Origin of the sequence: Rhodococcus maanshanensis NBRC 100610 (assembly GCF_001894865.1) — a bacterium.
Taxonomy (GTDB): domain Bacteria; phylum Actinomycetota; class Actinomycetes; order Mycobacteriales; family Mycobacteriaceae; genus Rhodococcus_G; species Rhodococcus_G maanshanensis.
The window spans coordinates 199,693-226,620 of the sequence record NZ_BCXA01000003.1; the positions used below are offsets into that span (position 1 = coordinate 199,693).

At 69.3% G+C, this 26,928-nt stretch carries 1 protein-coding gene; it reads right to left on the minus strand.

Annotation, left to right across the window (positions count from 1 at the left end):
* Nucleotides 1-15: 15 nt before the first annotated feature.
* Nucleotides 16-26,892, minus strand: a complete 26,877-nt coding sequence (locus tag RM1_RS02405) for a non-ribosomal peptide synthetase (protein ID WP_072749831.1) — start codon at nt 26,890-26,892, stop codon at nt 16-18.
* Between the last annotated feature and the right edge of the window lie 36 nt (nt 26,893-26,928).

Sequence of the window (26,928 nt, forward strand, 5' to 3'; positions counted from 1 at the left end):
CGGCGACCGTGACGATCAATGCGAGGAGAGGTACTCCTCGAGCGCCGGACCGACCACGGCCAACGAGTCGGGTTCGATCATCTGATTGTGGCCGCAGTCGACGCGGACCTCACGGATCCCACCGGTGACCGCCGGACGCCACTCCTCCGGGGAATGCTCGCCGTTCCCGGAAGCGCCTGCCGCGCTGAAGAAGAGCAGGTCGCCGTCGAAGACCGCGGGACGGAACCGGTGCATGATCTCCGCCGAGTTGGTGAATCCGGCGCTGATCCGCTCGAGGTGCGCGGCGGTGAGGCCGGTGTGCTGCCCGAGGGACTCGTCGAGCAACTCGACCGCCCGCGCGTAGGTCAGCTCCTCCCCCTCAGGGGTGCTCAGATCCAGTCCGAGACCCTGCAGCAGCTCCTCCACGGTCAGCGCCTGTGGGATTCCGTCGGCGGTGACATAGCTGTCCATGATCGCGAGGGTTGCCACCTCGGCGCCGTCGCGTCGCAGCTCCACGGCCATGGCGTGCGCGATCACGCCGCCGAGGGACCAGCCGAGCAGGTGGTATGGGCCGTGGCCCTGGACCGCGCGCATCTCCTGCACGTACCGGTGCGCCAGTTGCTCGATCGACTCGAAGCGCGGCCCACCGCTGATGAGCGGCAGTTGCAGGCCGAACGCGGGTCGGTCCTGGGCGAGGTGCTGGACCAGCCCGGCGTATCCCCAGCTCAGACCGATTCCGGGGTGCACGCAGAACAGGGCCGGCTTGGAACCGCTTGGCCGCAGCGGGATCACCACCTGCAGGGCCTCGTCGGCGGCCGACTGCGCCGACTCCTCGTCGAGGCGGTGCGCCAGCCCGGCCGGAGTCGGATCGAGGAAGATCGACTGCAGCTGGATCCGGTCCCCGAACCGCTCGCGGAGTTCGGTGACGACCCGGGTGGCCACGATCGAGGTGCCCCCCAGATCGAAGAAGCTGTCGTCGACGCCGACGCGTTCCACACCGAGCACCTCGGCGTAGGCCTCGGTGATCGCGAGCTCGGTCGGTGTGACCGGCGCGCGGTACTCGTCGGTGCGAGCACCGAACTCGGGTGTGGGCAACGCCTTTCGGTCGAGTTTGCCGACGGGCGTCATCGGGATCGTGTCGAGGACCACGACGGCCGAGGGCACCATGTGAGCCGGCAGTCGGCTGGAGGCGAAGGACCTGACCTGGGCGGGCACCAAGGTGCGGCCCTCCACCGGGTGTACGTAGGACGCCAGCAGCGTGTCCCCTGACGGTCCTGTCCGCCCGATGGTGGCCGAGAACGCGATGTCGGGGTGGTGCGTCAGCACGGTGTCGATCTCACCGAGTTCGATGCGGAACCCATGGACCTTGACCTGGAAGTCGCTGCGGCCGACGTACTCGATGGTGTGATCTCCGGTCCGCGGGTCGCGCTGCCACCGGACGATGTCACCCGTCCGGTACATCCGCTGCCCCGGGTCGCCGAACGGGCTCGCCACGAAGCGCTCGGAGGTCAGCCCGATCCGGTTGTGGTACCCACGGGCCAGCCCCAGGCCGAGGATGTACATCTCGCCGGGCACCCCGACCGGCACCGGCTGCAGGTGCGCGTCGAGCACGACCTCGCCGAATCCGATGGCCGGATTGCCGATGTTGACCGGCACGCCACTCTCCATCGGGTCGCTGACGCTGGCCTGAATGGTGGTCTCGGTCGGCCCGTAGCCGTTGAACATCCGGCGTTCTCGCGCCCAGACGTCCACCAGGTCCGGCGGGCACGCCTCTCCTGCGACCGCGAGCACCTGCAGCTCCGTCAGGTCCCGGTCCTCCATCGAGGCCAGGGCGGTCGGGGTGATGAAGGCGTGGGTGACGTGCTCGCGCCGGAGCAGGTCCTCGAGGTCGGAGCCGCCGTACACGGTCGGCGGCACGATCACCACGCCCGCGGACGTACCGAAGGCCATCATCAGTTCGAACACCGAGGCGTCGAAGCTCGGCGACGCCAGGTGCGAGACCCTCGATCGTTCGGTGACCCCGAACCGGCTGTGTTCCTCCGCAGTGAGGTTCGCGATGCCCTGATGGGTGACGATGACGCCCTTGGGCAGGCCGGTGGATCCGGAGGTGTAGATCAGATAGGCCGGGTGGGCGAGGTGCAGGGGGACGGTCCGGTCCGCGTCGGTGACAGGGGACGCGGACATCGCGGACATGGACGCGAGGAAGTCGGGGGCGTCCATCACTAGCCACGGCATCGTGTCGGGAAGCTGGCCCCGCCGCGATTCGACGGTCAGGCCCACGACGGCGCGGGAGTCGACGAGCATGTACTCGATTCGCTCCGGCGGGTAGGTCGGGTCGACGGGCACGAACGCGGCGCCTGCCTTCGCCACCGCCCAGATCGACACGATCTCCTCGATCGAGCGCGGCAGGCCGAGCGCGACGAAGGTCTCCGGGCCGACCCCGGACTCTCGAAGCACGCGTGCCAACCGGTTCGAACGATCGTCGAGTTCGCGATACGTCAGGTGCTGGTCCTCGAAGGACAACGCGAGCGACTCGGGTGCGGCGGCCGCGGCCGCGGACAGGATCTCCGGCCACAGTTGCGGCGCACCGCCCTCGGGCCCGAGCGCGGGCGCCATATCGGACATCTCGGCCTCGCCGAGGATGCCGATGTTGCCGATCGCCCCGCGTGGGTCGGCGGTCACCGAGTCGAGAATCCGGACGAAGCGGTCCGCGAAGGCGTGCACGGTCTCGGGGTCGAACAGGTCGGTGGCGTAGTCGATTCCGCCGCGTACACCGGCGGGTGTGCCGTCCGCCGCGATGTTCTCGGCGAGGATCAGTTCCAGGTCCTCCTTCGCGACCCGGATGTCGAGGTCGACGCCGTCGACATCGAGGCCGGGCAGCGCGAGGTGGGGCTGTTCGGTGTTCTGGAACTCCAGCGCGACCTGGAAGAGGGGCTGGTACGACGTGGATCGGACCGGGTTCAGCGCCTCGACGATCCGCTCGAACGGGAGGTCGGCGTGCGCGAACGCCGCGAGATCCGTCTCCCTGGCCGATTCGAGCAGTTCGATGAAGCCGGCGTCGGGATCGACGTGTGTGCGCAGCACCAGAGTGTTGACGAACATGCCGATCATCTCGTCGAGTTCGGCCTCGCCCCTACCGGCGATCGGGGTTCCGATGGCGACGTCGTCGGTGTCGCCGAGCCGGGCCAGCAGGACCGCCAGCGCCGCGTGCATCACCATGAAGACCGTCGAATTGTTCTCCCGCGCCAGGTCGCTGACGCGGGCGTGCAGCCCGGCGTCGATCGCGAACTCGATGCGGTCGCCCCTGAAGGTCTGCTGCAGCGGGCGTGGGCGGTCGGTCGGCAGCGCGATCACGTCCGGCAGGCCCGCGAGGTTCTCGGTCCAGTACTCGAGCTGCGCGGTGATCAGCGACGCGGGATCGTCCTCGGCGCCGAGCATGCGGTGCTGCCAGAGGGTGTAGTCGGCGTACTGGACCGGCAGCGGCTCCCAGTTGGGTGCCGAGCCGTTGACACGGGCGTCGTAGGCGACCATCACGTCCCTGGCGAGTGGGCCGAGCGAGGAACCGTCGGCGCAGATGTGGTGCACCACGATGGTCAGGACGTGCTCGAGCTCGCCCAGCCGGAGCAATGCGGCCCGCACCGGTACCCCGGCGGTGACGTCGAATCCGGCACCCGCGAGTTCGATGATGCGCGAGTTCAGTTCGCCGTCGCTGACGTCGATCGTCGTCAGGGCGGGCAGGACCTGGTCGGTTGGCACCACGTGCTGTGTCGGTTCGCCGTCCTCGACGGGGAACATCGTGCGCAGCGACTCGTGCCGGTCGAGCACGTCCCGGATCGCGGCGCCGAGCGCCGAGGTGTCGAGGCGACCGGACAGCTTGACCGCCAGCGGGATGTTGTACGCGGGCGAGGTGGTGTCGAACTGGTTCAGGAACCACATCCGCTTCTGGGCCAGTGACACGGGGATCACCGACGGTCGCTCGGTCGCGGTGAGCGGGGGCCGGACATCGGCGCCGGTGCCCTCGGGCGAGAGCAGAGCCGCCAGTGCGGCGATGGTCGGCGACTCGAAGAGCGTACGGACGCCGATCTTCGCCCCGAGCGTGGTCCCGAGGCGTGCCGTGACGCGGGTGGCGATCAGCGAGTTCCCGCCGAGGTCGAAGAAGCTGTCGTCGACGCCGATCCGATCGACACCGAGGACCGCCGCGAACACCTCGGCGATGGTGCGCTCGAGTGGCGTGCCGGGTGCACGGTATTCGGTGGCGGTGCCGAGGAACTCGGGCTCCGGCAGTGCCGACCGATCGAGCTTGCCGACGTGGGTCAGCGGGATCTCGTCGATCAGGACGACGCTCGACGGCACCATGTGGGACGGCAGCCGGTTCGCCAGGTGATCGGTCAATTCCGGCACCCGCACCGGGACGTCTTCCTTCGGAACCACGTAGCTGGCCAGCACGGTGTCGCCGGACGGACCGGGCACGCCGACGGTCACTGCGAAGCTCACCCCCGGGTACGCCATGATCTCGGAGTCGATCTCGCCGAGCTCGATCCGGAAACCGCGCACCTTCAGCTGGAAGTCGCTGCGCCCGATGTACTCGACCGTGCGTTCGCCGGACGCGGGCTCCACCCGCCAGCGGACGATGTCGCCGGTGCGGTACATCCGATCCCCCGGCTCACCGAACGGATTCGCCACGAACCGGCCCGCGGTCAGCGCACCCCTCCGGTGGTACCCGCGCGCAAGTCCGACACCCGCGATGTACAACTCACCCGGCACCCCGGCGGGAACCGGCCGCAGGTACCCGTCCAGCACGACCTCGGACACCCCGCGGATCGGTCCGCCGAGCGTGATGGTCTCACCCACCGTCATCGGATCGCTGATGTTGGCCATGATGGTGGTCTCGGTCGGGCCGTACGCATTCGTCAGCTTCCGTCCCGGCGCCCACCGCGTGACCAGCTCCGGCGGGCAGGCCTCACCGCCGAAGGCCACGTGCTGGAACTCGACGAGTCCACCCGGATCCACGGTCGCCAGCGCGGCCGTCGTCACGAACGCGTGGGTGACTCCCTCGACCTTGATCAGGTGCGCGAGTTCGGCGCCGCCGTACACGGACTGCGGCGCGATCACCATCGTCGAACCGAGCCCGAACGCCTGCAGGTACTCGAAGACGGCGCCGTCGAAGCTCGGTGTCGAGAAGTGCAGGGTCCGCGACATCGGCGTCGTGGCGAACCGCTCCCGCTGGTCGGTGGCGAAGTTCTCCAGGCCGACGTGGGTGACCACCACGCCCTTTGGTGTTCCGGTCGATCCCGAGGTGTAGACGATGTAGACGGCGTTGGTCATGCTGATCGGCGAGACCCGGTCCGCGTCCACCACCCGACGGGTGGATTGGGTCGCCAGTTCGGCGGTGCACTCGGGCCCGTCGAGGAGCAGCCACGGCACGGAGTCGGGCAGTCGCCCGCGATCCGCGGTCATGGCGAGCCCGAGGGTGGCGCCGGAGTCGGTGAGCATGTGCTCGATCCGGTCCTGCGGGTAGTTGGGGTCGACGGGCACGAACGCAGCGCCGGTCTTGGCCACCGCCCAGACCGCGAGCACCGATTCGATCGAACGCGGGATGCCGAGAGCGACATAGGTTTCCGGTCCCGCACCCCTCGCGATCAACAGGCGCGCCAACTGCGTCGAGCGCAGATCGAGCTCGAGATAGCTGACGTGGCGTCCCTCGTGGACCAGCGCGGTCGCCTCCGGGCTCGCGGCCGCCGCGTCCTCGAACAACTCCGGGAGCGTCCTGGCCGAGACGCCCGGCCTGCCGTTCACCGGGACCAGGGTGGCGTACTCGTCCGCGGAGAGCAGGTCCATCCGGGCGAGCTGCAGGTCCGGGTAGGTTGCCATCGCGACAAGTACCCGCCGGACCCGGGCCGCGATGGCCTCCACGGTGTCCACGTCGAAGGCCGTGGCGAGGTATTCGAGCTTCAGGTGCAGGTTCTCCTCGCCGGAGGCGACGATGGCCAGCGGGTAGTGGGCCGAATCCCGCCCGTCGAAGCCCGCGATGCGCATGCCCGCGATATCGGTCTGTTCGGTCAGGCCGGCACGATCGATCGGGTACGACTCGAACACGGTGAGGGTGTCGAATGCGGCGGCGGGTGCGGCGACCTTCTGGATGTCCGCCAGTCCGAGGTAGTGGTGGTCGAGCAGCGCGACCTGCTCGTGCTGGACCCGGTCGAGCAGCCCGCCGAGGCTCTCGTACGGATCGAGTACGACACGGACCGGCAGGGTGTTGATGAACAGGCCAACCATCGATTCGATGCCGGGGATCTCCGGCGGCCTGCCCGAGACCGTGCTGCCGAACACGACGTCGTCGCGGCCGGTCAGCGCGCCGAGCACGACTGCCCAGGCGGCCTGGAGCATTGTGTTGAGGGTGAAGCCGCGCTCGCCCGCCACGAGCCGAAGCAGGCTGGTCTCCGCCTCGGACAGCGTCAGCCCGATCTCCTGGCTGCCCGAATGCGGACGACCGTCGTTCGTTGGCGCGAGCACCGTCGGTTCCTCGACGTCGGAGAGTGCCTGTCGCCACGCCTCGGTCGACTGATCGACGTCGCGCCGGGACATCCAGACCAGGTAGTCGCGGTAGGGGTGCACGGGCGGCAGTACCGAGGCATCCCCGTCGGTCGCGTACAGGGTCAACAGGTCCCGGATGACGAGCGGTGTCGACCAGCCGTCGATCAGGATGTGGTGGTTCGTCATCGTCAGCCGGTACTCGTCCTCGTCGAACCTGACGAGCAGCAGGCGCAGGAGCGGCGCGGACGACATGTCGAACCTCGTCGCCCGGTCGGCGGCCACGACCTCGGCGTGGGCGTCCTCGCGGTCCTCGGACGCCGTCTCGGTGAGATCGATTTCGCGCCAGGGCAGCTCGACGCGATCCGCGATGACCTGGACGGCGGCACCGCCCTGTTCGGCGACGAACGCCGCCCGCAGGTTCGGGTGCCGATCGAGCAGCGCCTGACCGGCCCTGCGGATGCGGTCCGGGTCGACCGTGCCCCGCAGGGTCATGGTGAGTTGAACGAGATACGGGTCGACCGACACGTCCGACATCTGCGCGTGGAAGAGCAGTCCGGACTGCAGCGGGGAGAGCGACCAGACGTCGGCGAGGCCGGGGAACCGGCCCTCGAGTCGTTCGATGGTGCCCTGTTCGAGTTCCACAAGGGCGAGGTCCGACGGCGTGAGCCCGCCCGCGGTTGGTGCCGCGGCGTGCCGGGCCAGCGCGGTCAACGCCTCGGCCCACAGGTCCGCCAGCTCTCGCACCTCGAGGGCCCGCAGCACCCGGGTCGGGAAGGACCAGGTCGCGCGCAGCCGCGGCCCGTCAGGGGAACCGAGGGTCAGCGCGTTGATGTCCAGTACCGACGCGACCGGCAGCTGCTTGCTCGGGGCGTCGTCGAGGTCGGTGTCGGTGACCGGGATCCAGCCGGTGCCGGGGTCCGGTGTCCCGGCCCCGTCCGTCATCCGGCCGAGGTAGTTGAAGCTGATCTGCGGCGCGGGCCGTTCACGCAATTCGTCCGCGTGTTCGCTCAGGTACCGGAGCATCCCGAAGCCGATACCGTGATCGGGAATCGAGAGCAACCGTTCCTTGACGAGCTTCACCGCGGTGCCCGCACCCGGCCCGCCCGCGAAGGCGTCCTCGAGATCGATGTCGGACAGGTCGAGCCGAACCGGGAAGATCGTGGTGAACCAGCCCACCGTCCGCGACAGATCGGCGCCCGCGATGACGTGATCCTCGCGGCCGTGGCCCTCCAGGTTGACCACCGTCGCCGACACCTCTTCGCCGCGGGCGGAGCGCCACCGGGACACGGCCATCGCCAGTGCGGTGAGCAGACCGTCGTTGACGCTGCCGTGGAATGCCTCCGGGAGTCGCGTCAGCAGCGACTCCGTGACCTCGCTCGGGAGCTCGACGGTGATCTTCTGCACGGTCTCGTTGGTGTCGACCACCGGATCCAGTGCGCGCGAACCGATCACCGGATCCGGACCGGCCAGCATCCGCCGCCACAGTCCCATCTCCCCCGACCTGGCGGTTCCTGCCTCGGCAAGGGCATGCGTCCAGCGGCGCATCGAGGTCCCCACCGGGGCCAGGACGGGATCCTGACCCGCGCGGATCTGTGCCCATGCCGACGCCAGGTCCGGCACCAGCACTCGCCACGACACCCCGTCGATCACCGCGTGATGCACCACCATCAGCAGTCGGCCCGAGGCGTCGGGTTCGCCGCTGTCCGAGGGGTCGAACCAGACCACCTGCAGCATCGTTCCCGCCCGCGGGTCGAGCCTGTCCGCCGCGGCGTCGAGTTCGGCCGCCGCGATCGCGGAGAACTCGGCGCCCTCCACGCCCGCGACCTCGACCCTGCTCAGTACCGACGCGGCGGGCACCGATCCCGGTGCCGTGACCGTCATCATCGGTTCCCGGTCGGAATCGCGCTGGATCAGCCTGGACCGCAACATGTCGTGGTGGTCGAGAACCGCCTGCAGTGTGCGCTCCACGGTGTCCGCGTCCGCTCCCGGCGGCAGCGTCAGCAGTGCCGTCTGGGTGTAGCGGCGGATGTCCGCGGCCTCCCTTCCCGCGGCCCCGGCCCGGTCGGTCAGCCAGTGCATGATGGGGGTCAACGGCATGTCGCCGACTCCCCCGCCCGCGAGCTCGTCGAGCACGATCGCCTCGCCGGCCTCGGCCGATTCGGCCACGATGGCGAGCGCGGCGACCGTCTTGTGTTCGAAGACCTCTCGCGGAGTGATCGCGACACCGGCAGCCTTCGACCGGGACACCAGCTGGATCGACATGATGCTGTCGCCGCCGAGCGCGAAGAACGAGTCCTCCACGCCCACCGAGTCCAGACCGAGCACCTCGGCGAACAGCGTCGCCAGCACTGTCTCGGTCTCGGTGCGCGGTGCACGGCCGGCATGGACCCTGGTCGCGAAATCCGGTTCCGGCAGGGCCTTCCGGTCCAGCTTGCCGTTCGCCGTCAGCGGCAATTCGTCGATCACCAGCACCGCGGCGGGCACCATGTGCGAGGCCAGTTGGGTGCCCGCGAACTCGAGCACCTCGGTCTCGTCGGGGCGTGCCCCTGGCTCCGGGACCACATAGGCGATCAACCGGTTGCCCCGCGGCTCCTCGCGCACCAGGGACACGGCCTGTGCGATGCCAGGGAACCGCAGCAGGACCGCCTCGATCTCGCCGAGCTCGATCCGGAACCCGCGGATCTTGACCTGGAAGTCGCTGCGGCCCAGGTACTCCAGTTCGCCGTCCCGATTCCAGCGGGCCACGTCACCGGTTCGGTACATCCGTGCACCGGGGGCGCCCATGGGATCTGCGACGAACCGCCCGGAGGTCAGCGCCGCCCGGCCGAGGTAACCACGCGAGACCTGATCTCCCGCGACGTACATCTCCCCCGTCACCCCGGGCGGGACCGGGTGCAGTCGCCCGTCGAGCACCGACACCCGCAGACCGGGAATCGCCCGGCCGATGACGCTCGCCGAGGCCTCGGCGGCGTAGGCGCGGTCGAGCGGGAGATGGCTGACGTGCACCGTGGTCTCGGTGATGCCGTACATGTTGACCAGCGCAGGCGACGTGTCGCCGTGCCTGCTGTACCAGCGGCCCAGCTGACCGAGGTCGAGCGCCTCGCCGCCGAAGATCACGTAACGCAGGGCCAATTCGGGCGCGTCCCCCGTCGCCAGCCGATCGGCCTCGGCCAACTGGTAGAACGCGGTCGGCGTCTGGTTCAGCACCGTCACCCGCTCGCGCCGCAACAACTCCAGGAACATCTCCGGCGAGCGGGCCGTGTAGTAGTCGACGACCACCAGCGTGCCGCCGTACAGCAACGGTCCCCACAGCTCCCACACCGAGAAGTCGAAAGCGTAGGAGTGGAACATCGTCCACACGTCGGAGTCGTCGAACCCGAACTTCTGCTCGGTGTTCGCGAAGAGGGTCAGCACATTGCGGTGTGCGACGACGACACCCTTCGGGCGCCCGGTCGACCCGGAGGTGTAGATCACGTAGGCGGTGTCCGCAGGATCCAGCGGGGCCAGCCGGTCGGTGTCGGTCACGGGCGCGCCGGATTCCGCGGCGAGCCGGGTGACCAGCTCGTCCGAATCCAGTACCAGGACGGGCACATCGGTGCCGGGCAGTCCGTCGAGGTCGGAGCCGGTTGCGATCACACAGATCGGGGCCGCGTCCTCGAGCATGAAGGTGAGTCGGTCGGACGGGTAGGTGACGTCGACGGGCAGGTAGCCTGCGCCGGACTTGACGACGGCCAACAGCGCCACGACCAGGTCGTTGGTGCGTGGCAGCGCGACCGCGACGAGGGATTCGGGTCCTGCGCCCCTGGCGATGAGGACCCGGGCCAGCCGGTTGGCCCGGTCGTCGAGTTCCGCGTAGGTCAGGGTTTCGCCGTCACAGGACACGGCGACCGCTCCCGGCCGCCGTGCGACCGTGCTCGCGAACCGATCCACGAGGGTGCCCGCCGGTGCTGGCACGCCTGCGACATTCCACAGCGAGGCCATCGCGTCACGCTCGGCCGGGTCGGTGATCTCGATGTCCCCGACCGCGCGGTCGGGATCCGTTGCCACCGCGTCGAGGAGGGCACACAGTCGCCCAGCGAAGCCGTGCACGGTGGCCGGGTCGAACAGATCATCGGCGTAGGTGAACACCGCCGAGATCCCGGCGGGACTGCCGTCCTCCCCGTACCGCTCGGCCAGTGTCAGCTGCAGGTCGAACTTGGCAACGGCCAGGTCGAGATCGAGCCCGTCCGCGGTCAGTCCCGGCAGTTCCAGGTGCGGCGGCTCGTTGTTCTGGAACTCGAGCAGGACCTGGAACAACGGCGAGTGCGCGGTGGACCGTTCGGGGGCGAGCGCCTCGACGAGTCGCTCGAACGGAAGGTCCGCATGCGCGAACGCGGCCACGTCGACCTCGCGAATGCCGTCGAGGAGTTCCCCGAAGGAGGCCCGCGGATCCACCTCGCTGCGCAGCACGAGGGTGTTGACGAACATGCCGACCAGATCGTCGAGCGCCGCCTCGCCGCGACCCGCGATCGGGGTGCCGACGGCGATGTCGGTGGTTCCCGAGAGCTTCGCGAGCAGCAGTGCCAGGGCGGCGTGGCCTGCCATGAACATGGTCGAGTTGTGTTGCCGTGTCACGTCGAGGAGGGCGCGGTGCACCTCCGGGGGCACGGTGAACTCGATTCGTTCGCCGTGGAAGCTCTGGTACACCGGTCGAGTTCGATCGGTCGGCAGCGCGATCACCTCGGGCAACCCCGAGAGGACCTCCGTCCAATGGTCGAGCTGGCGCGCGAGCAGGGAGTCGGGGTCTTCCTCGGAGCCGAGGACGCGGTGTTGCCAGAGCGCGTAGTCGGCGTACTGCACCGGCAGCGGGGACCACGGTGCCCTGGCGCCGGACACCCGCGCGGTGTAGGCGGCCATCACATCCCTTGCCAGTGGGGACATCGAGAAACCGTCGGCGCTGATGTGGTGTACGACGAGCACGAGCACGTGCTCGTCGGGGCCGATGCGCAGCAGTGTCGCGCGGACGGGCACCGCGTCGGTGACATCGAACCCGCCGGAGATCAGGTCGGAGATGACCTGCGGCAGTTCGGACTCGGTGGTGTCGAGCGCGGTGAGGTCCGGTACCGCTGTCGCGGCGGGCACGATCACCTGGGTGGGCTGACCGTCGACCATCGGGAACAGGGTGCGTAGCGATTCGTGCCGGTCGACGACATCGGCGACGGCCTCGCGCAGGGCCTCGGTGTCGAGGTGCCCGGTCAGGCGCACGGCGAGCGGGATGTTGTACGCGGCTGACTCGGTGTCGAACTGGTTGAGGAACCACATCCGCTGCTGCGCCAACGACAGCGGGAGTCGCTCGGTCCGGTCGCCTGCCTCGAGCGGTGGGCGCCGGTGCTCACCGTCGGACAGGGCGACCCGCTGCGCGAGGGTGCCGACGGTTGGCGCCTCGAACAGGGCGCGGACGCTGAGGTCGATCTCGAGTGCGGACGACAGCCGCGCGGTGACGCGGGTCGCGCTCAGCGAGTTGCCGCCGAGTTCGAAGAAGCTGTCGTCGAGGCCGACGCGGTCGACGCCGAGGACCGCGGCGAAGACATCGGCGACGGTGCGTTCGAGCCCCGTGGTCGGCGCCCGGAACTCGGTGGTGGATACGAACTCCGGCGCGGGCAACGCGGCACGGTCCAGCTTGCCGACCGGGGTCAGCGGGATGTCGTCGAGGATCATCACGGCCGAGGGCACCATGTGCGCGGGCAGCCGGGTCGACAGGAACTCGCGGACCTCGGCCGGCTCGATCCGGTGTCCGGCGGCGGGCAGCACATACGACGCCAGGACCGCGTTGCTCGCCGCTCCGTGCCCGATCGTCACGGAGAAGTCGATGCCGTCGTGCTCACCGAGGGCGCTGTCGATGTCGCCCAGTTCGATGCGGAACCCGCGGACCTTGACCTGGAAGTCGCTGCGCCCGATGTACTCGATCACGAGGCGGCCGGACTCCGGGGAGCGCACCCACCGTACGACGTCGCCGGTGCGGTACATCCGATCGCCGGGGCCGCCGAACGGATTCGCCACGAATCGACCGGCGGTCAACGCGGTTCGACGGTGATAGCCGAGTGCCACGTTGTGCCCCGCGATGTACAGCTCGCCCGGCACCCCGATCGGGACGGGACGCAGGAAGCCGTCCAGCAGGATCTCCTGGATGCCGCGAAGCGGTCCGCCGATGGTGACCGGCTGGTCCACCGAGACCGGATCGCTGAAGTTCGTCACGATCGTGCCCTCGGTCGGGCCGTAGGCGTTCCACAGCCGCCGCCCGGGGGCCCAGCGCGGCACCAGCTCCGGCGGGGCGGCCTCGCCGCCGAACAGCACGTCCTGGAAGTCGTCGAGGCCGGCGGGGTCCATCCCCGACAGCGCCGAGCTGATGATGAAGCCGTGGGTGACCCGTTCCCGCTTGAGCAGCCGGGCCAGTTCGACGCCGCCGTACACCGTGGGCGGGACGATCACCAGCGTTGCGCCCGCGCCCGCGGCGAGGAGGTACTCGAAGATCGACGCATCGAAGCTGGGACTGGCGAAGTGCAGGGTGCGCGATGCCGAGGTCGGGGCGAACAGGTCGTGCTGCACGGCGACGAGCTTCTCGAACGACCGGTGCGAGACCACCACGCCCTTCGGGAGCCCCGTCGAGCCGGATGTGTAGATCACGTAGGCGATGTCGTCGAGCCGCAGGGGCCGCGGGCGGTCCGCATCGGTGACCGCGGCCGTCGGCCTGCCGTCGAACTCGGCCGAGGCCTCCTGCTCGTCGATCACCGACCACGTTGCCGTCCCTGGCAGCCGGTCGCCGTACTCGGCGACGGTCACCCCGAAGGTCGCACCGGAGTCGGTGAGCATGTGCTCGATCCGGTCCTGCGGGTAGTTCGGGTCGACCGGGACGAAGGTGGCTCCGGTCTTGGTGATCGCCCAGACGGACATGACCGATTCGATGGAACGCCTGATCGCGAGCGCGACGACCGTACCTGGGCCGACGCCCCGGTCGAGCAGACTCCTGGCGATCTGATTCGAGCGCTCGTCGAGTTCGCGATAGGACATCTCGCGGCCTGCCATCGACAGCGCCACCGTGGTGGGGTCGATCCCAGCGCCGTCCGTGAACAGCTCGGGCAGCGTCCGCGCGCTCTCGATCGCACCGCCGTCGACCGGGAGCAGCTCTGTTTCCTCCTCGGGCGAGAGCAGTCGCAGCCGGGACAGCGGCAGGTCCGGGGACTCTGCGAAGGCGTCCAGCACCCGCGCGGTGCGCGCGGCGATGGTCTCCGCCTCCGCACGCTCGAACAGATCCGGGAAGTACTCGACCTTGAGTCGCAACTGGTCCTCCGCCGAGGCGACCATCGCCAGCGGATAGTGGGCCGCGTCGTTGATCTCGGGGATCCCGAGCACGCGCAGCCCGGCGATGTCGACATCGGCGGTCAGTGCCGCCCTGTCGAACGGGTACGACTCGAAGACGGTCAGGGTGTCGAAGGTGGCCGCGGGCCCGGCCGCGTCCTGGATGTCGCTGAGTCCGAGGTAATGGTGATCGAGCAGGGCGGTCTGCTCGTCCTGGATTCGGCTCAGCAGCTCGCCGAGGCTCTCGAACGGGTCGAGGGTGATCCGGACGGGCAGCGTGTTGATGAACAGTCCGATCATCGACTCGATGCCGGGGATCTGCGGGGGGCGCCCGGAGACGGTGCTGCCGAAGACCACGTCGTCGCGACCCGTCAGCTCGGCGACGATGATGCCCCATGCGGCCCTGATGAGCGTGTTCAGGGTGAGCCCGCGCTCGCGTGCCACGGCCCGCAGTCGTTGCGTCCGCTCGATCCCCATCTCGACGAGGACCGAGAGAGCGGTGTCCCACTGCAACCTGGCCCGGTCCAGCGGCGCGACGAGCGTGGGTTCGTCGACGCCGGCGAGAGCCTGCATCCACACGTCCATCGACTTCTCGGAATCGCGCTGGGACAACCACTTCAGGTAGTCCCGATAGGCGTTGGCCCGAGGCAGTGTCGTCGCGTCGCCGTCGGTCGCGTAAAGGGCCAGCAGCTCCCGCAGGAGCAGCGGCGCGGACCAGCCGTCGAGCAGGATGTGGTGGTTCGTCATCACCAGCCGGTGGGTGTCGGGGCCGGTCCGGATGAGCAGGAATCGCAGCAGCGGAGGCGATTTCATGTCGAATCCGTTGTGCCGGTCCTCGTCCATGAGGCGTGCGACCTCGGCCTCACGATCCCGGCCGCCCCGCCCCGTCACGTCCAACTCGGTCCACGGCACCTGCACGTGCCCGTGCTGCACCTGCACGGTGGTGCCGTCGATGTCGGCGATGAAGGACGTGCGCAGGTTCGGGTGCCGGTCGAGGAGGGCCTGGCCCGCCCGCCAGATCCGGTCTGCGTCGGCGCCCCGGACATCGAGCGCGAGTTGCACCGTGTACTGATCGACCGACTTGTCCGCCAGCAGCGCGTGGAAGAGCAGTCCGGTCTGCAGCGGGGACAGCGACCAGATGTCGGCGAGGTCGGGGTAACGGTCCTCGAGTCGTTCGATGGTGCCCTGCTCGAGGTCAACCAGGTCGAGGTCCGACGGGGTGAGCCCGCCCGTACCGGGGGTGGCGGCGTGCCGCGCCAGCGCGGTCAGCGCCTCGGCCCACAGTCCCGCGAGTTCGCTCGCCTCGACGGCGGTGAGGACCTCGCCGGGGAAAGCCCATGTGGACCGCAGACGCGGGCCGTCGGACGTCTCGGTGGTGACCGCGTTGATGTCCAGCACCGATGCCGGTGGCATGTCGACGGTGCCGACGAGGTCCAGGTCGGTGTCCGCGACCGGGCTCCACCCGACGCTCGGCCCGTCGTCGGTGCCGCCCGCGGTGAGGCGGCCGAGGTAGTTGAAGCTGATCTGCGGCGACGGCAGCTCCCCCAGTTCTCCCGCGTGTTCGCTCAGATAGCGCAGCATGCCGAAACCGATGCCGTGGTCGGGGACCCCGAGCAGTTGTTCCTTGACGGCCTTCACCGCCGCACCGGCATCCCGGCCGCCCGCGAAGGCGTCGTCGAGATCGATGTCGGACAGCTCGAGCCGCATGGGGTAGACCGTGGTGAACCAGCCAACGGTCCGCGACAGATCCGCGCCGGGGACCACCTGATCCTCGCGGCCGTGCCCTTCGAGGTTGACCACCGTCGCGCTCGCATGCACTCCGCGGTCGCGGCGCCACCGGGACACGGCCATCGCCAGCGCGGTGAGCAGGCCGTCGTTCACGCTGCCGTGGAACGCCTCCGGGATCCGCGTGAGCACCGCGTCGGTGACCTCGGTCGACAGCTCGACGGTGATCTTCTGCACGGTCTCGCTCGTGTCGACCACGGGATCCAGTGCGCGCGAGCCGAGCACCGGGTCGGTCCCGGAGAGCATCTCGCGCCACCGGACCAGCTCTCCGGTTCTGTTCTCGCTCTCCTGCACGAGGGCGTGCGCCCAGCGCCGCATCGAGGTGCCAACCGGGTCCGATTCCGGATCCTGACCCGCGCGGATCTGCGCCCACGCCGATGCGAGATCCGGCACCAACACGCGCCAGGACACCCCGTCGATCACGGTGTGGTGCACCACCATCAGGATTCGGCCGATGCCCGCACCGGAATCGAGCCACACGACCTGCATCATGACGCCCGCGGCCGGGTCGAGCCGCTGCTCGGCCGCCTCGAACTGCGCGATCACCTCGGCGTCGAAGCCGGGATCCTCGGGCGGTGCGGACACCTCGATCCGGCGGATGAGGTCGGCCGCGTCGACGGTGCCCGGCGCGGTCACCTCCATTCTCGCGTCCGCACGCGTGTCCGGATCGGTTGCCCTGGTCGTCTGCAACCGGGCCCGCAGCATGTCGTGCCGATCGAGCACGGTCTGGATCGCGCGGCCGAGTTCGCCCGTGTCGGTGAGGTCCTCGGGCGCGACGAGGAGAGCGGACTGGGTGAGACGGTCGAAGTTGCCGCCGCGTTCGAGCAGCCAGGCCACGATCGGGGTCAGGGGCATCTCGCCGACGCCGCCGCCTGCCAGCTCCTCGAGGGGGACGACTTCCGAGGTGTCGCCGAGCCCGGCGACCAGGGCGAGTTTCGAGACGGTCTTGGCCTCGAACACATCTCGCGGGGTCAGCACCACTCCGGCCGCCTTGGCGCGCGACACGAGCTGAATCGACATGATGCTGTCGCCGCCGAGAGCGAAGAACGAGTCGTCCACACCCACCGCGTCCAGGCCGAGTACCTCGGCGAACAAGGTCGCCAGCACGGCCTCGAGTTCGGATTCCGGCGCCCGGCCCGGCGTGGCCATGGCACCGAAATCGGGCTTCGGCAACGCCTTCCGATCGAGCTTGCCCACCGGGGTCAGCGGCAGGCCGTCCAGGACGACCAGCGCTGCGGGCACCATGTACGGAGCCAGGATGCCGCTGACGAACGAGAGAATCGAGGCCTCGTCGAGCACCACCCCCGGCTCGGGGACCACGTAGCCGACCAGCCGTCCCGGTCCCGAGCCGTTCGAGTGCGCGCTCGCGACCGCGCTGGAGACGCCCTCGTAGCTGGCCAGCGCCGACTCGATCTCGCCGAGCTCGATCCGGAATCCGCGGATCTTGACCTGGAAGTCGGTGCGGCCCAGGTACTCGAGGTCACCCACCGGCGCGCCGTCGGATCCCGTCACATCGCCGGCGGCGCGAACCCACCGGACCAGGTCCCCCGTCCGGTACATCCGCTCCCCCGGGTCGCCGAACGGGTTGGCCACGAACCGGTCGGAAGTGGTGCCCGCCCGATTGCGGTAACCGTGCGCGAGCGAGGGCCCGCTGATGTACAGCTCGCCGGCGACCCCGAGCGGCACCGCTCGCAGCCTCGAATCGAGGACCAGCAGGCCGGAGCCCCGGATCGGTCGCCCGATGACCACGGGTTCGCCGAGACTCATCGGGGGGCTAACGGTCGCCACGACCGTGGCCTCGGTGGGGCCGTAGCCGTTGAACATCCGCCGCCGGGAGGTGACCCACTTGCCGACGAGGTCCGGCGGGCAGGTGTCGGCGCCCGTCACGACGCACTCCAGGTCGTCGAGTTGGTGCGGATCGACCGACTCCAGTGCGGCGGGGGTGACGAAGGCGTGCGAGACCCGGTCGCGGCGCAGCAGATCGGCGAGTTCGGTTCCGCCGTAGATGCCCGGTCGGGCGACGACCATGGTCGCGCCCGCGCCGAAGGCCATCACCAACTCGAGGACCGATGCGTCGAAACTGGGCGAGGACAGGTGCAGCGTTCGCGACGACGGGGTGATGGTGAACCGCTCCCGCATCGAGGCCGCGAGGTTGGCCAGCCCGCGGTGCGGGACGACGACGCCCTTCGGGGTGCCCGTCGACCCGGACGTGTAGATCACGTACGCGGGGTGATCGAGGGACAACGGGGCGATCCGATCGGAATCGGTCACCGCCGTCGCCGCGCAGGCGGCCAGCGCCGCCTCCGTTTCCTGCGTGTCGAGTTCGAGGTACCGAGCGAGCGTGGGCAGCCGCCGGGCGAACTCGGTGAGCGTGAGGCCGACGGTCGCCCCGGAGTCGGTGAGCATGTGCTCGATCCGTTCCTGCGGATAGTCCGGGTCGACGGGGACGAAGGCGGCACCCGTCTTCGTCACGGCCCACACCGACAGCACCGACTCGACCGACCTTGGTACCGCGATCGCCACCACCGAACCCGGACCGACGCCCTCCGCGATCAGGATCCGGGCCAGCCGGTTCGACCGCTCGTCGATCTCGCGATAGGTCAGCTCGTGATCCTCGACGACCAGCGCGGCGGAGTCGGGCGTGAGCGCGACTGGGGCGGCGAGGAGCTCGGGGAGCGTGCGCGCGGCCACGGACGCGGCGCCGCGTGCGGGGGCGAGCTCGGAGAGTTCGGCGGCATCGAGGAGCTCGACGTCCCCGACCGCGACGGTGGGATCGGCGGTGACGGCGGCGAGGATCGCCACCAGTCGTCGACCGAACCCGGCAACGGTCGCGGGGTCGAAAAGATCCGTCGCGTAGGTGAACCCGGCGGAGATCCCCGCCGGTGCCCCGGTCTCGTCGAACTCCTCGGTGCAGGTGAGCTGGAGGTCGAAGTTGGAGATCTCGGTGCCCAGGTCGATGCCCTCGACGGTCAGGCCGGGCAGCTCGAGGCGCGCCCTATCGTTGTTGCGGAACTCGAACACCACCTGGAACAGCGGGGTGTAGGAGGTCGAACGCTCCAGTGCCAGGGCATCGACCAGGCGCTCGAACGGGAGGTCCGCGTGGTGGAAGGCGCGCAGGTCGGCCTCGCGGGTCCGCGCCAGCAGATCGGCGAAGCTGGTGTCGCTCCCCACCCGGCTTCGCAGTACCAGGGTGTTGACGAACATGCCGACCATGTCGTCGAGGGCCGCTTCGCCGCGGCCCGCGATGGGGGTGCCGATGGGCACGTCGTCGGTGTCGCACGAGCGGGCGAGCAACACCGCGAGTGCGGCATGCACGGCCATGAACACGCTGGAGCTGTGTTCGCGGGCCAGCCGCACCAGCTGCTGGTGAACCTGCTGGTCGATGTCGAATTCCTGCACCGCGCCGCGCATGGACGGAACCTGCGGCCGCGGGCGATCTGTCGGCAGGGCCAGCAGCTCCGGCATGCCGTCGAGTTCCTGTCGCCAGTGGTCGAGCTGGATCGAGAGCAGGCTGCCGGGATCCGAGAACTCACCGAGTACCCGGTGCTGCCACAGCGTGAAGTCGGCGTACTGGACCGGAAGCGGTGCCCATTGCGGTCCGTGCCCGTCGGAGCGGGCGGTGTACGCGACCATCAGGTCCCGCGCGAGGGGGGCAAGCGAGAACCCGTCCGCGCAGATGTGGTGCACGACGAGGGCCAGCACGTGCTCATCGGGGCCGGTTCGGAACAGCGCCGCGCGCAACGGAACCGCGACCGTCACGTCGAAACCGGAGCCCGCCAGTGCGGCGATCCGCGTGTCGAGATCCGACTCGTCGACCTCCTCGGTGGGAAGGTCCGGCAACGCCTCGGCGGTCGACACGACGACCTGGGTCGGTTCGCCGTCCACGGACGGGAAGAGCGTTCGCAGTGATTCGTGCCGCTCGAGTACGTCCGTCACGGCCGCCCGCAACGCGCCTTCATCGAGTCGTCCGGTCAGGCGCACCGCCATCGCCACGTTGTAGGCCGGAGAATCGGTGTCGAACTGGTTGATGAACCACATTCGCTTCTGGGCCAACGAAACCGGCACCGGCGTGGGGCGCGCCCCCGCGACCAGCGCCGGCCTGCCGCTCTCGTGGGAGGCCTGGGATTCGATGCGGGCCGCCATGCCCGCCACCGTCAGGGAGTCGAAGACCTCACGAACCCCGAGCTGCGATCCGAGCGCCGCGTTGGCGCGCGCGACGAGCCTGGTGGCGATCAGCGAGTTCCCACCCAGATCGAAGAAGTTGTCGAGCACGCCGATTCGCGGTCTGCCGAGGAGGTCCGCGGTGATCGTCGCGAGGATCTCCTCGATCGGGTTGCTCGGCGCCAGGTACTCCGCGCCGGAGACCAGGAAATCGGGGGCGGGCAGTGCCTTTCGATCGAGCTTGCCGGTGGCGCCGAGCGGGAACTCGTCGAGCACCATGATCTGCGCGGGCACCATGTAGCCGGGCAGCAGCTTTCCCAGGGACTCGCGCAGCTCGGCCGTGTCCACCTCGGCGCCGGTCTCCGCGATCACGTAGCCGACCAGGCTCTCCCCGGTGATGGGGCTGTCGTGCACGACGACAACGGCCTGCGCCACCGCTGGGTCGACGAACATGGCCGACTCGACCTCGCCGAGTTCGATCCGCAGTCCGCGGAGTTTGACCTGGAAATCGGATCGGCCGATGTACTCCAGCGATCCGAGTGCCTCCCAGTTGCGCCGCCAGCGGACGACGTCGCCGGTCCGGTACATCCGCTCGCCGGGGGCGCCGAACGGACTGGCAACGAATCGATCCGCGGTCAGCCCGCTGCGGCCGACGTAGCCACGGGCAAGTTGGCTACCGACGAGATAGAGCTCTCCCGGAATCCCGAGTGGCACCGGGTGCAGACGCGAGTCGAGGACGTACACGCTGGTGTTCCACACCGGTGCGCCGATCGGCACGGTGACGCGGTCGTATTCGCTGCATTCCCACGAGGTCACGTCGACCGCGGCCTCCGTTGGGCCGTAGAGATTGTGCAGGTCCGCGTCGCTGAAGCGGCGGAAGGCGTCGGCGGTTGTCGGCGGAAGCGCCTCGCCGCTGCAGAACACCCGGCGCAGCGAGGTGCACCGCTCGGGGTCGGCCTCCGAGGTGAACGCGGCCAGCATCGAGGGCACGAAGTGCATGGTGGTGACCCGCTCGGCCTCGATGACTCGAGAGAGATACCCGGGGTCACGGTGTCCGTCCGGTGCCGCGACGACCAGCCTTGCTCCGGTCTGCAACGGCCAGAAGAACTCCCACACGGACACGTCGAAGGTCGCCGGGGTCTTCTGCAGGACCGCGTCGGTCGGATCGAGACCATAGGTCTCCTGCATCCAGATCAGCCGGTTGACGATGGCGCGGTGGGTGACCGCGACTCCCTTCGGTCGGCCGGTCGAGCCGGAGGTGTAGATGACGTAGGCGGTGTTGTCGGGCCGCAGCGGGGCGGTTCGGTCGGCATCGGTGATCGGTGACGTCGAGTGCCGGGACAGGTCCATCGAATCGATCTGCAGCACTTCGACGGGGCTGCGCAGCTCGGCGTGGTCGGCCGCGGTGCTGAGCACGCACACGGGCGCGGAACTGTCGAGCACGTACTCGGTTCTTGCTGCGGGGTGGTCGGGGTCGAGCGGAACGTACGCGCCGCCTGCCTTGACGATCGCGTGGATGCCGATCACGAGTTCGGTGGAACGCCGGATGGCCACGGCCACGCGCGATTCGGGTCCGACGCCCCGGGAGATCAGCTCCCTGGCCAGCTGATTGACGTGCGCATCGAACTCGGCGTAGGTGAGTCTCTCGGCGTCGACCACGAGGGCGACCGAGTCCGGTGTGCGCTCCGCCTGCTCGTCGAGGAGTCCGACGAGCGTGGTTTCGGGGACCGGGACGGCGGTGTTGTTCCATCCCTCGAGCACCCGCTCCCGCTCGTCGGCTCCGAGCAATGCGATGTCGCCGACCGTCGCGTCGGCGTCGGCGGTCACGGCCTCCAGGATCCTGACGAACCGTTCGGCGAGTCCCGACATCGAGGCCGGGTCGAACAGGTCACGGGCATAGGAGAACTGGGCGGTGATCGGCCCGGGTTCGCGCCGACCGTCGAGGTCGTGTTGGTCCGCGTCCTCCCAGTTCTCGGTGAGGATCACCTGGAGGTCGAACTTGGCGGTCTGGGTGTCCACATCGCTGACCCGCACGTCGAGGCCGGGCAATTCCAGTTCGGTGCCCTCGAGCCCCTGCAGGACCAACATCACCTGGAACAGCGGCGAATGCGCGGCGGAGCGATTGGGGTGCAGCGCCTCCACCAGCAGTTCGTACGGGAGGTCGGTGTGCCCGAAGGCCTCGAGATCGGTGGTGCGGGTCTGGGTGAGCAGGTCCGAGAAGGCGCCGCCGGTGTCCACCTGGGTTCGCAACACGAGGGTGTTGACGAACATGCCGACCACGTCGTCGAGCGCCGCCTCGCCGCGACCGCCGACCGGGGTGCCGATCGAGATGTCGGTCGAGTCGCTCGCCCTCGCCAACAGCACCGCGAGCGCAGCATGCAGGACCATGAACAGGCTGGCGTTCCGCGCTCCCGCGATCTCGAGCAGTCCGCGATGCAGGCTCGCCGGAATGGTGAAGTCGACGACGGCACCGCGAACGGTCGGCTGTGCGGGACGAGGTCGATCGGTCGGCAATTCGAGCAGCTCCGGTGCGCCGTCGAGGGTGCGCGTCCAGAAGTCGAGTTGCCGCGCGAGCCGGCTCTCCGGATCGTGTTCGGATCCGAGGATGTCGCGCTGCCACACCGCGAAGTCCGTGTACTGGACCTCGAGCGGTGACCAATCCGGTTCACGACCTGACGAACGGCAGACGTATGCGGTCATGACATCGCGCGCGAGCGGCGGCATCGACAGTCCGTCCGCCGCGATGTGGTGGGCCACGATGACCAGGACGTGCTCGGTGGGGCCGGTGCGGAGCAGCCTGATCCGGACCGGCAGGTCCTCGGCGACGTCGAATCCCGCGGTCGCGATCAGCTTCAGGTGCTCGTCGAGCTCGGCGTCGCTGGTTGCCGTCACCTCGAGATCGGGGATTGCCCTCTCGGTGGGTAGCACCACCTGGACCGGGCCGTTCTCGCTGTTCGGGAAGACGGTGCGCAGCGATTCGTGGCGGGTGAGGACATCGACGAGTCCCATCCGGAGCGCGGCCAGGTCCAGTTCGCCCGACAGGTACACGGCGATCGGGATGTTGTAGGCGGCCGAGGAGGTGTCCAGTTGATTGACGATCCACATCCGTTGCTGGGCCAGCGAAACCGGCACGGGACCGGTACGCGGGACCGCCCGCAGCACGGGTCCTGGCGCGGTGCGCCCGCCGCCGGCTCCGATTCGCGCCGCGAGGCCCGCGACGGTAGGTGCCTCGAACAGGTCGAGCACCCCGATCTCGGTGCCGAGGGCGGCATTGACCCGTGCCACCACCTTGGTGGCGACCAGCGAATTGCCACCGAGATCGAAGAAGCTGTCGTCGATGCCGATTCGCTCGCGTTGCAGCACTCCCGCGAGGACCGCCGCGATCGCCTCCTCGGCGCCGTCCCTCGGCGCCCGGTAGCCGGTGGCGTCCGCATCGAAACGAGGCGCGGGCAGCGCTTTTCGGTCCACCTTGCCCGCCGGGGTCAAGGGCACCTCGTCGAGGACGGTGAAGCTGGCGGGCACCATGTGCGCAGGCAGCGCGGCCGCGGCCTGCGCGAGGACCTCTGATTCGTCGACCTCGCGGCCCGATTCGGGCACGAGGTAGCTCACCAGCACGGTGTCACCCGAAGGACCCGGGTGGCCGGTGGTCAGCGCGAAGCCGACGCTCGGGTGCGAGCGCAGCACCGCATCGATCTCGCCGAGCTCGATCCGGAACCCACGGATCTTGATCTGGAAGTCGGTGCGGCCCAGGTATTCGAGGGAGATCTCGCCATTTCTCCGTGCCCACCGGACCAGATCACCCGTGCGGTACATCGGCGCGCCGGAGCGCGAGTGGGGGTTCGCGACGAAACGCTCGGCGGTGGTCGTCGGTCGCCGGTGGTATCCCCTGGCGACCCCGGGGCCGGCGATGTACAGCTCGCCGGGGACCCCGACCGGGACCGGGTTCAGGCGGGAGTCGAGCACCATCAGCCCGAAACCGACGAAGGGGCGGCCGATGCCGACCCTCTCCCCTGGCGACAGCGGTCCGCTGGCGCTCGCGATGACGGTGGCCTCGGTCGGGCCGTACCCGTTCAACAGCGCCCGGCCGGGGCCCCACTGCTCGACGAGTGCCGGCGGACAGACGTCTCCTCCGGTGAGGATGCACTCGATGTGGTCGAGCCCGGTCGGGTCGACCGAGGCGAGCACGGCCGGGATGACGAACGCGTGCGTGACGCGTTCCCTGCCGAGGAGCTCGGCCAGTTCGGCGCCGCCGTACAGGGTGGAGGGGGCGATGACCATCGTCGCGCCGGCACTGACGGTCATGAACAGCTCCATGATCGACGCGTCGAAGCTGGGCGAGCTGAAGTGCAGGGTCCGCGAGTCCGGCGTGACGGCGAACCGCTCGCGAGCATCGGCGGCCAGGTTCGCCAGGGCTCGGTGCGTGACGACGACACCCTTGGGCAGGCCGGTGGACCCGGAGGTGTAGATCAGGTACGCCGCATGCTCGACCCGCAGCGGGCCGGTGCGGTCCGCATCGGTGATCGGGGCCGTCGACTGCCCGGACCACAGGCGGCCGAGCTCGGGGTCGTGCAGGTCCAGCCACGGCGTGGCGTCGGACCGTTCACCGTCACCTGCGGCGAGTCCGAGCACCGCGCCGGAATCGGTGAGCATGTGAGCGATGCGGTCCGGCGGATAATGGGGGTCGACCGGCACGAAGGCCGCGCCGGTCTTGGTGACCGACCACAACGCGAGCACCGAGTCGATCGATCTGGCGATCGACAGCGCGACAACCGATTCCGGACCGATCCCGCGGCCGATCAGCAAACGTGCGAGTTGGGTGGACCGAGCGTCGAGTTCGCGATAGGTCAGGCTGGTGCCCTCGAACGTCAGGGCCTCGTGGTCGGGTGCGATCGCGGCGGCCGCCGAGAGGATGTCGGGCAGTGGCTGTGGCGGTGCGCCTGGTGCGCCCAGGACCGGTGTGAGCGAGTCGAACTCGGCAGGACCGAGAAGTCTGATGTCGCCGACCGGCAGATCTGGGTCGACGGTGGCACTCTGCAGGACCCGGTCGATCCGGTCCGCGAACTCGGCGATGGTTGTGCGGTCGTACAGGTCTGTCCGGAACAGGATGCGGCCCGCGATCCCCGCCGGTTCCCCGGCGTGGGTGGTCAGTTCGGTGAAGACGAGGCGGACGTCGACCTCTCCCGTCCCGATCCTCAGGCCGTCCGGGCCGGATTCGGGATCCCCCTTGTCACCGAATTCGAACAGCACCCGGCATGGTGGGCCCGCCGGTGCACCCGCCGCGGCGCCCAGTCCCTCGACGACCTTCTCGTATGGAAAGTCGGAGTGTCGCAGCGCCGTCCGATCCGAATCGCGGATGGTGGCGAGTTGGTCGGTGAACGTGGAGGCCCCCGAGACCGTGTTCCGCAAAACCACCGGGTTGCCCGGATCGGCGGTGTCGGGTGGTTCGGTCGCCTGCCTGCGGTTGACAACGGTGCCGAGGACGACGTCGTCGGTGTCCGCGAGCCTGCCGAGCAACACGGCGAGCGCGGTGTGCATCACCGCGAAGACGCTCGAGTCCGACTGCCAGGCCAGATCGGCCATCCGGCGGTGGATGCGTCGGTCGATCTCGATGTCGACGTGACCCGTCGGTCCAGACGGTCGCACGGGTCGCGGCCGGTCGAGGGGCACGGAGGCGGCCTCGGGCAGGTGGGCGAGCGCGTGCGTCCAGTAATCGCGGTCCTCGTTGATCCGGCGTTGGCGGACGCCCGCCTCCGCGCTGGTCGCGTGGATGTCGCCGAGCCTGGTGCTCGGGGTGGCTGTCAGGAACTCCTCGAGCAGCTCGACGAACTGGGTGTGGTGAGCCTTCAGCTCGTCCTCGTCGTAGCGGTTCGGGTTGCCGCGGAAGTCGACGAGGGTCCTTTCGTCGGAGCCGCTCTTGTAGATGTTGACCAGCAGGTCGTCGACCGGTCCCGAGGTCACGATGTGATAGCCGCCGACGATCGGCCCGAGGGTGACCACCTGGTTGAACAGCATGACGTTGACCATCGGGCCTGCGAGCCCACGGGAGGAGCCGGTCAGCCCTGCATCGCGGCGGATGTCCTCGACGCTGCACCGCTGATGCCGGAGTGCCCCCATCAGCTCGAGCTGGACCCGCGCGACGAGCTCGGAGACGGTGTCGGTTTCGTTCACCGTGATGTGCAGGGGTGCGACGGTGGCGAGCATGCCCCCGGATCGCTGCAGCTGTGCCGTCGTCCGGCCGGACACCGGGAGGTTGATGAGGAGGTCGCGCTCGCCCGTCATCCGCCCGAGATAGCAACTGAAGGCCGCGATGATCACCGCGGCCGAGGTCGCTCCGACCCGGTGGTCCGAATCCTCCAGCGCGGAGAGTCCAGCATCCGAAAGGCGAGCACTCACCAGCGAACTGCGCGCGGTGGCGGGTGCCTCCCGGTGGGCAAGGGTGGAACCCGACTCGATGCCGACGATGTGTTCCGCCCAGTACTGCCGGTCCGCGGTGAATCGGTCGGAGTTCCGGTACTTCTGGTCCAGGTCGTAGAGATCGCGCACGGGCAGAGCGCGATTCGGCTCCGGCTCGGTGCCGTTGACGGCAGCGGTGTAGTGCGCCGCCATCCGGTTGATCAGCGTCGCACCGCCGTAGCCGTCGAGGACCACATGGTGAATTCGCGCGTACCACAAGTAATCTCGGTCGCCGACCTGCAGGACCGAGGTATCGATCAGTCGGTCACTGGCCAGGTCGACCGGCGTCGTGTACTCCCCCTCGATCCATGCGTGGGCGGCGGCGGTCGGATCGGGTTCCCCTCGGAAGTCGAGGTAACCGGTGGAGGTGTCGCAGTCCGGGTCGATCACCTGATGCGGCTCGCCCTCGACGTCGACCATCTTCAGCAGCGGGGATTCGAACTCGTGCGCCGCGGCGTCGACCGATCTGCGGAGCAGTTCGAGGTCCAGGTCGCCGTGCAGTTCGATGTAGTGCGCGATGAACTCCGGGACGGTGGGGCTGAGTTGCTGTGCGAACCACATGCTCCGCTGGACTGCCGACAGCGGAAATGCCGTGTACTGCCCGTAAGGGTCTTGGGCTGGCCCCTGCGAATGTGTAGTCGTCATCGCACTCCCCAAGCGAGTAGACAGAACTCGAAGGTG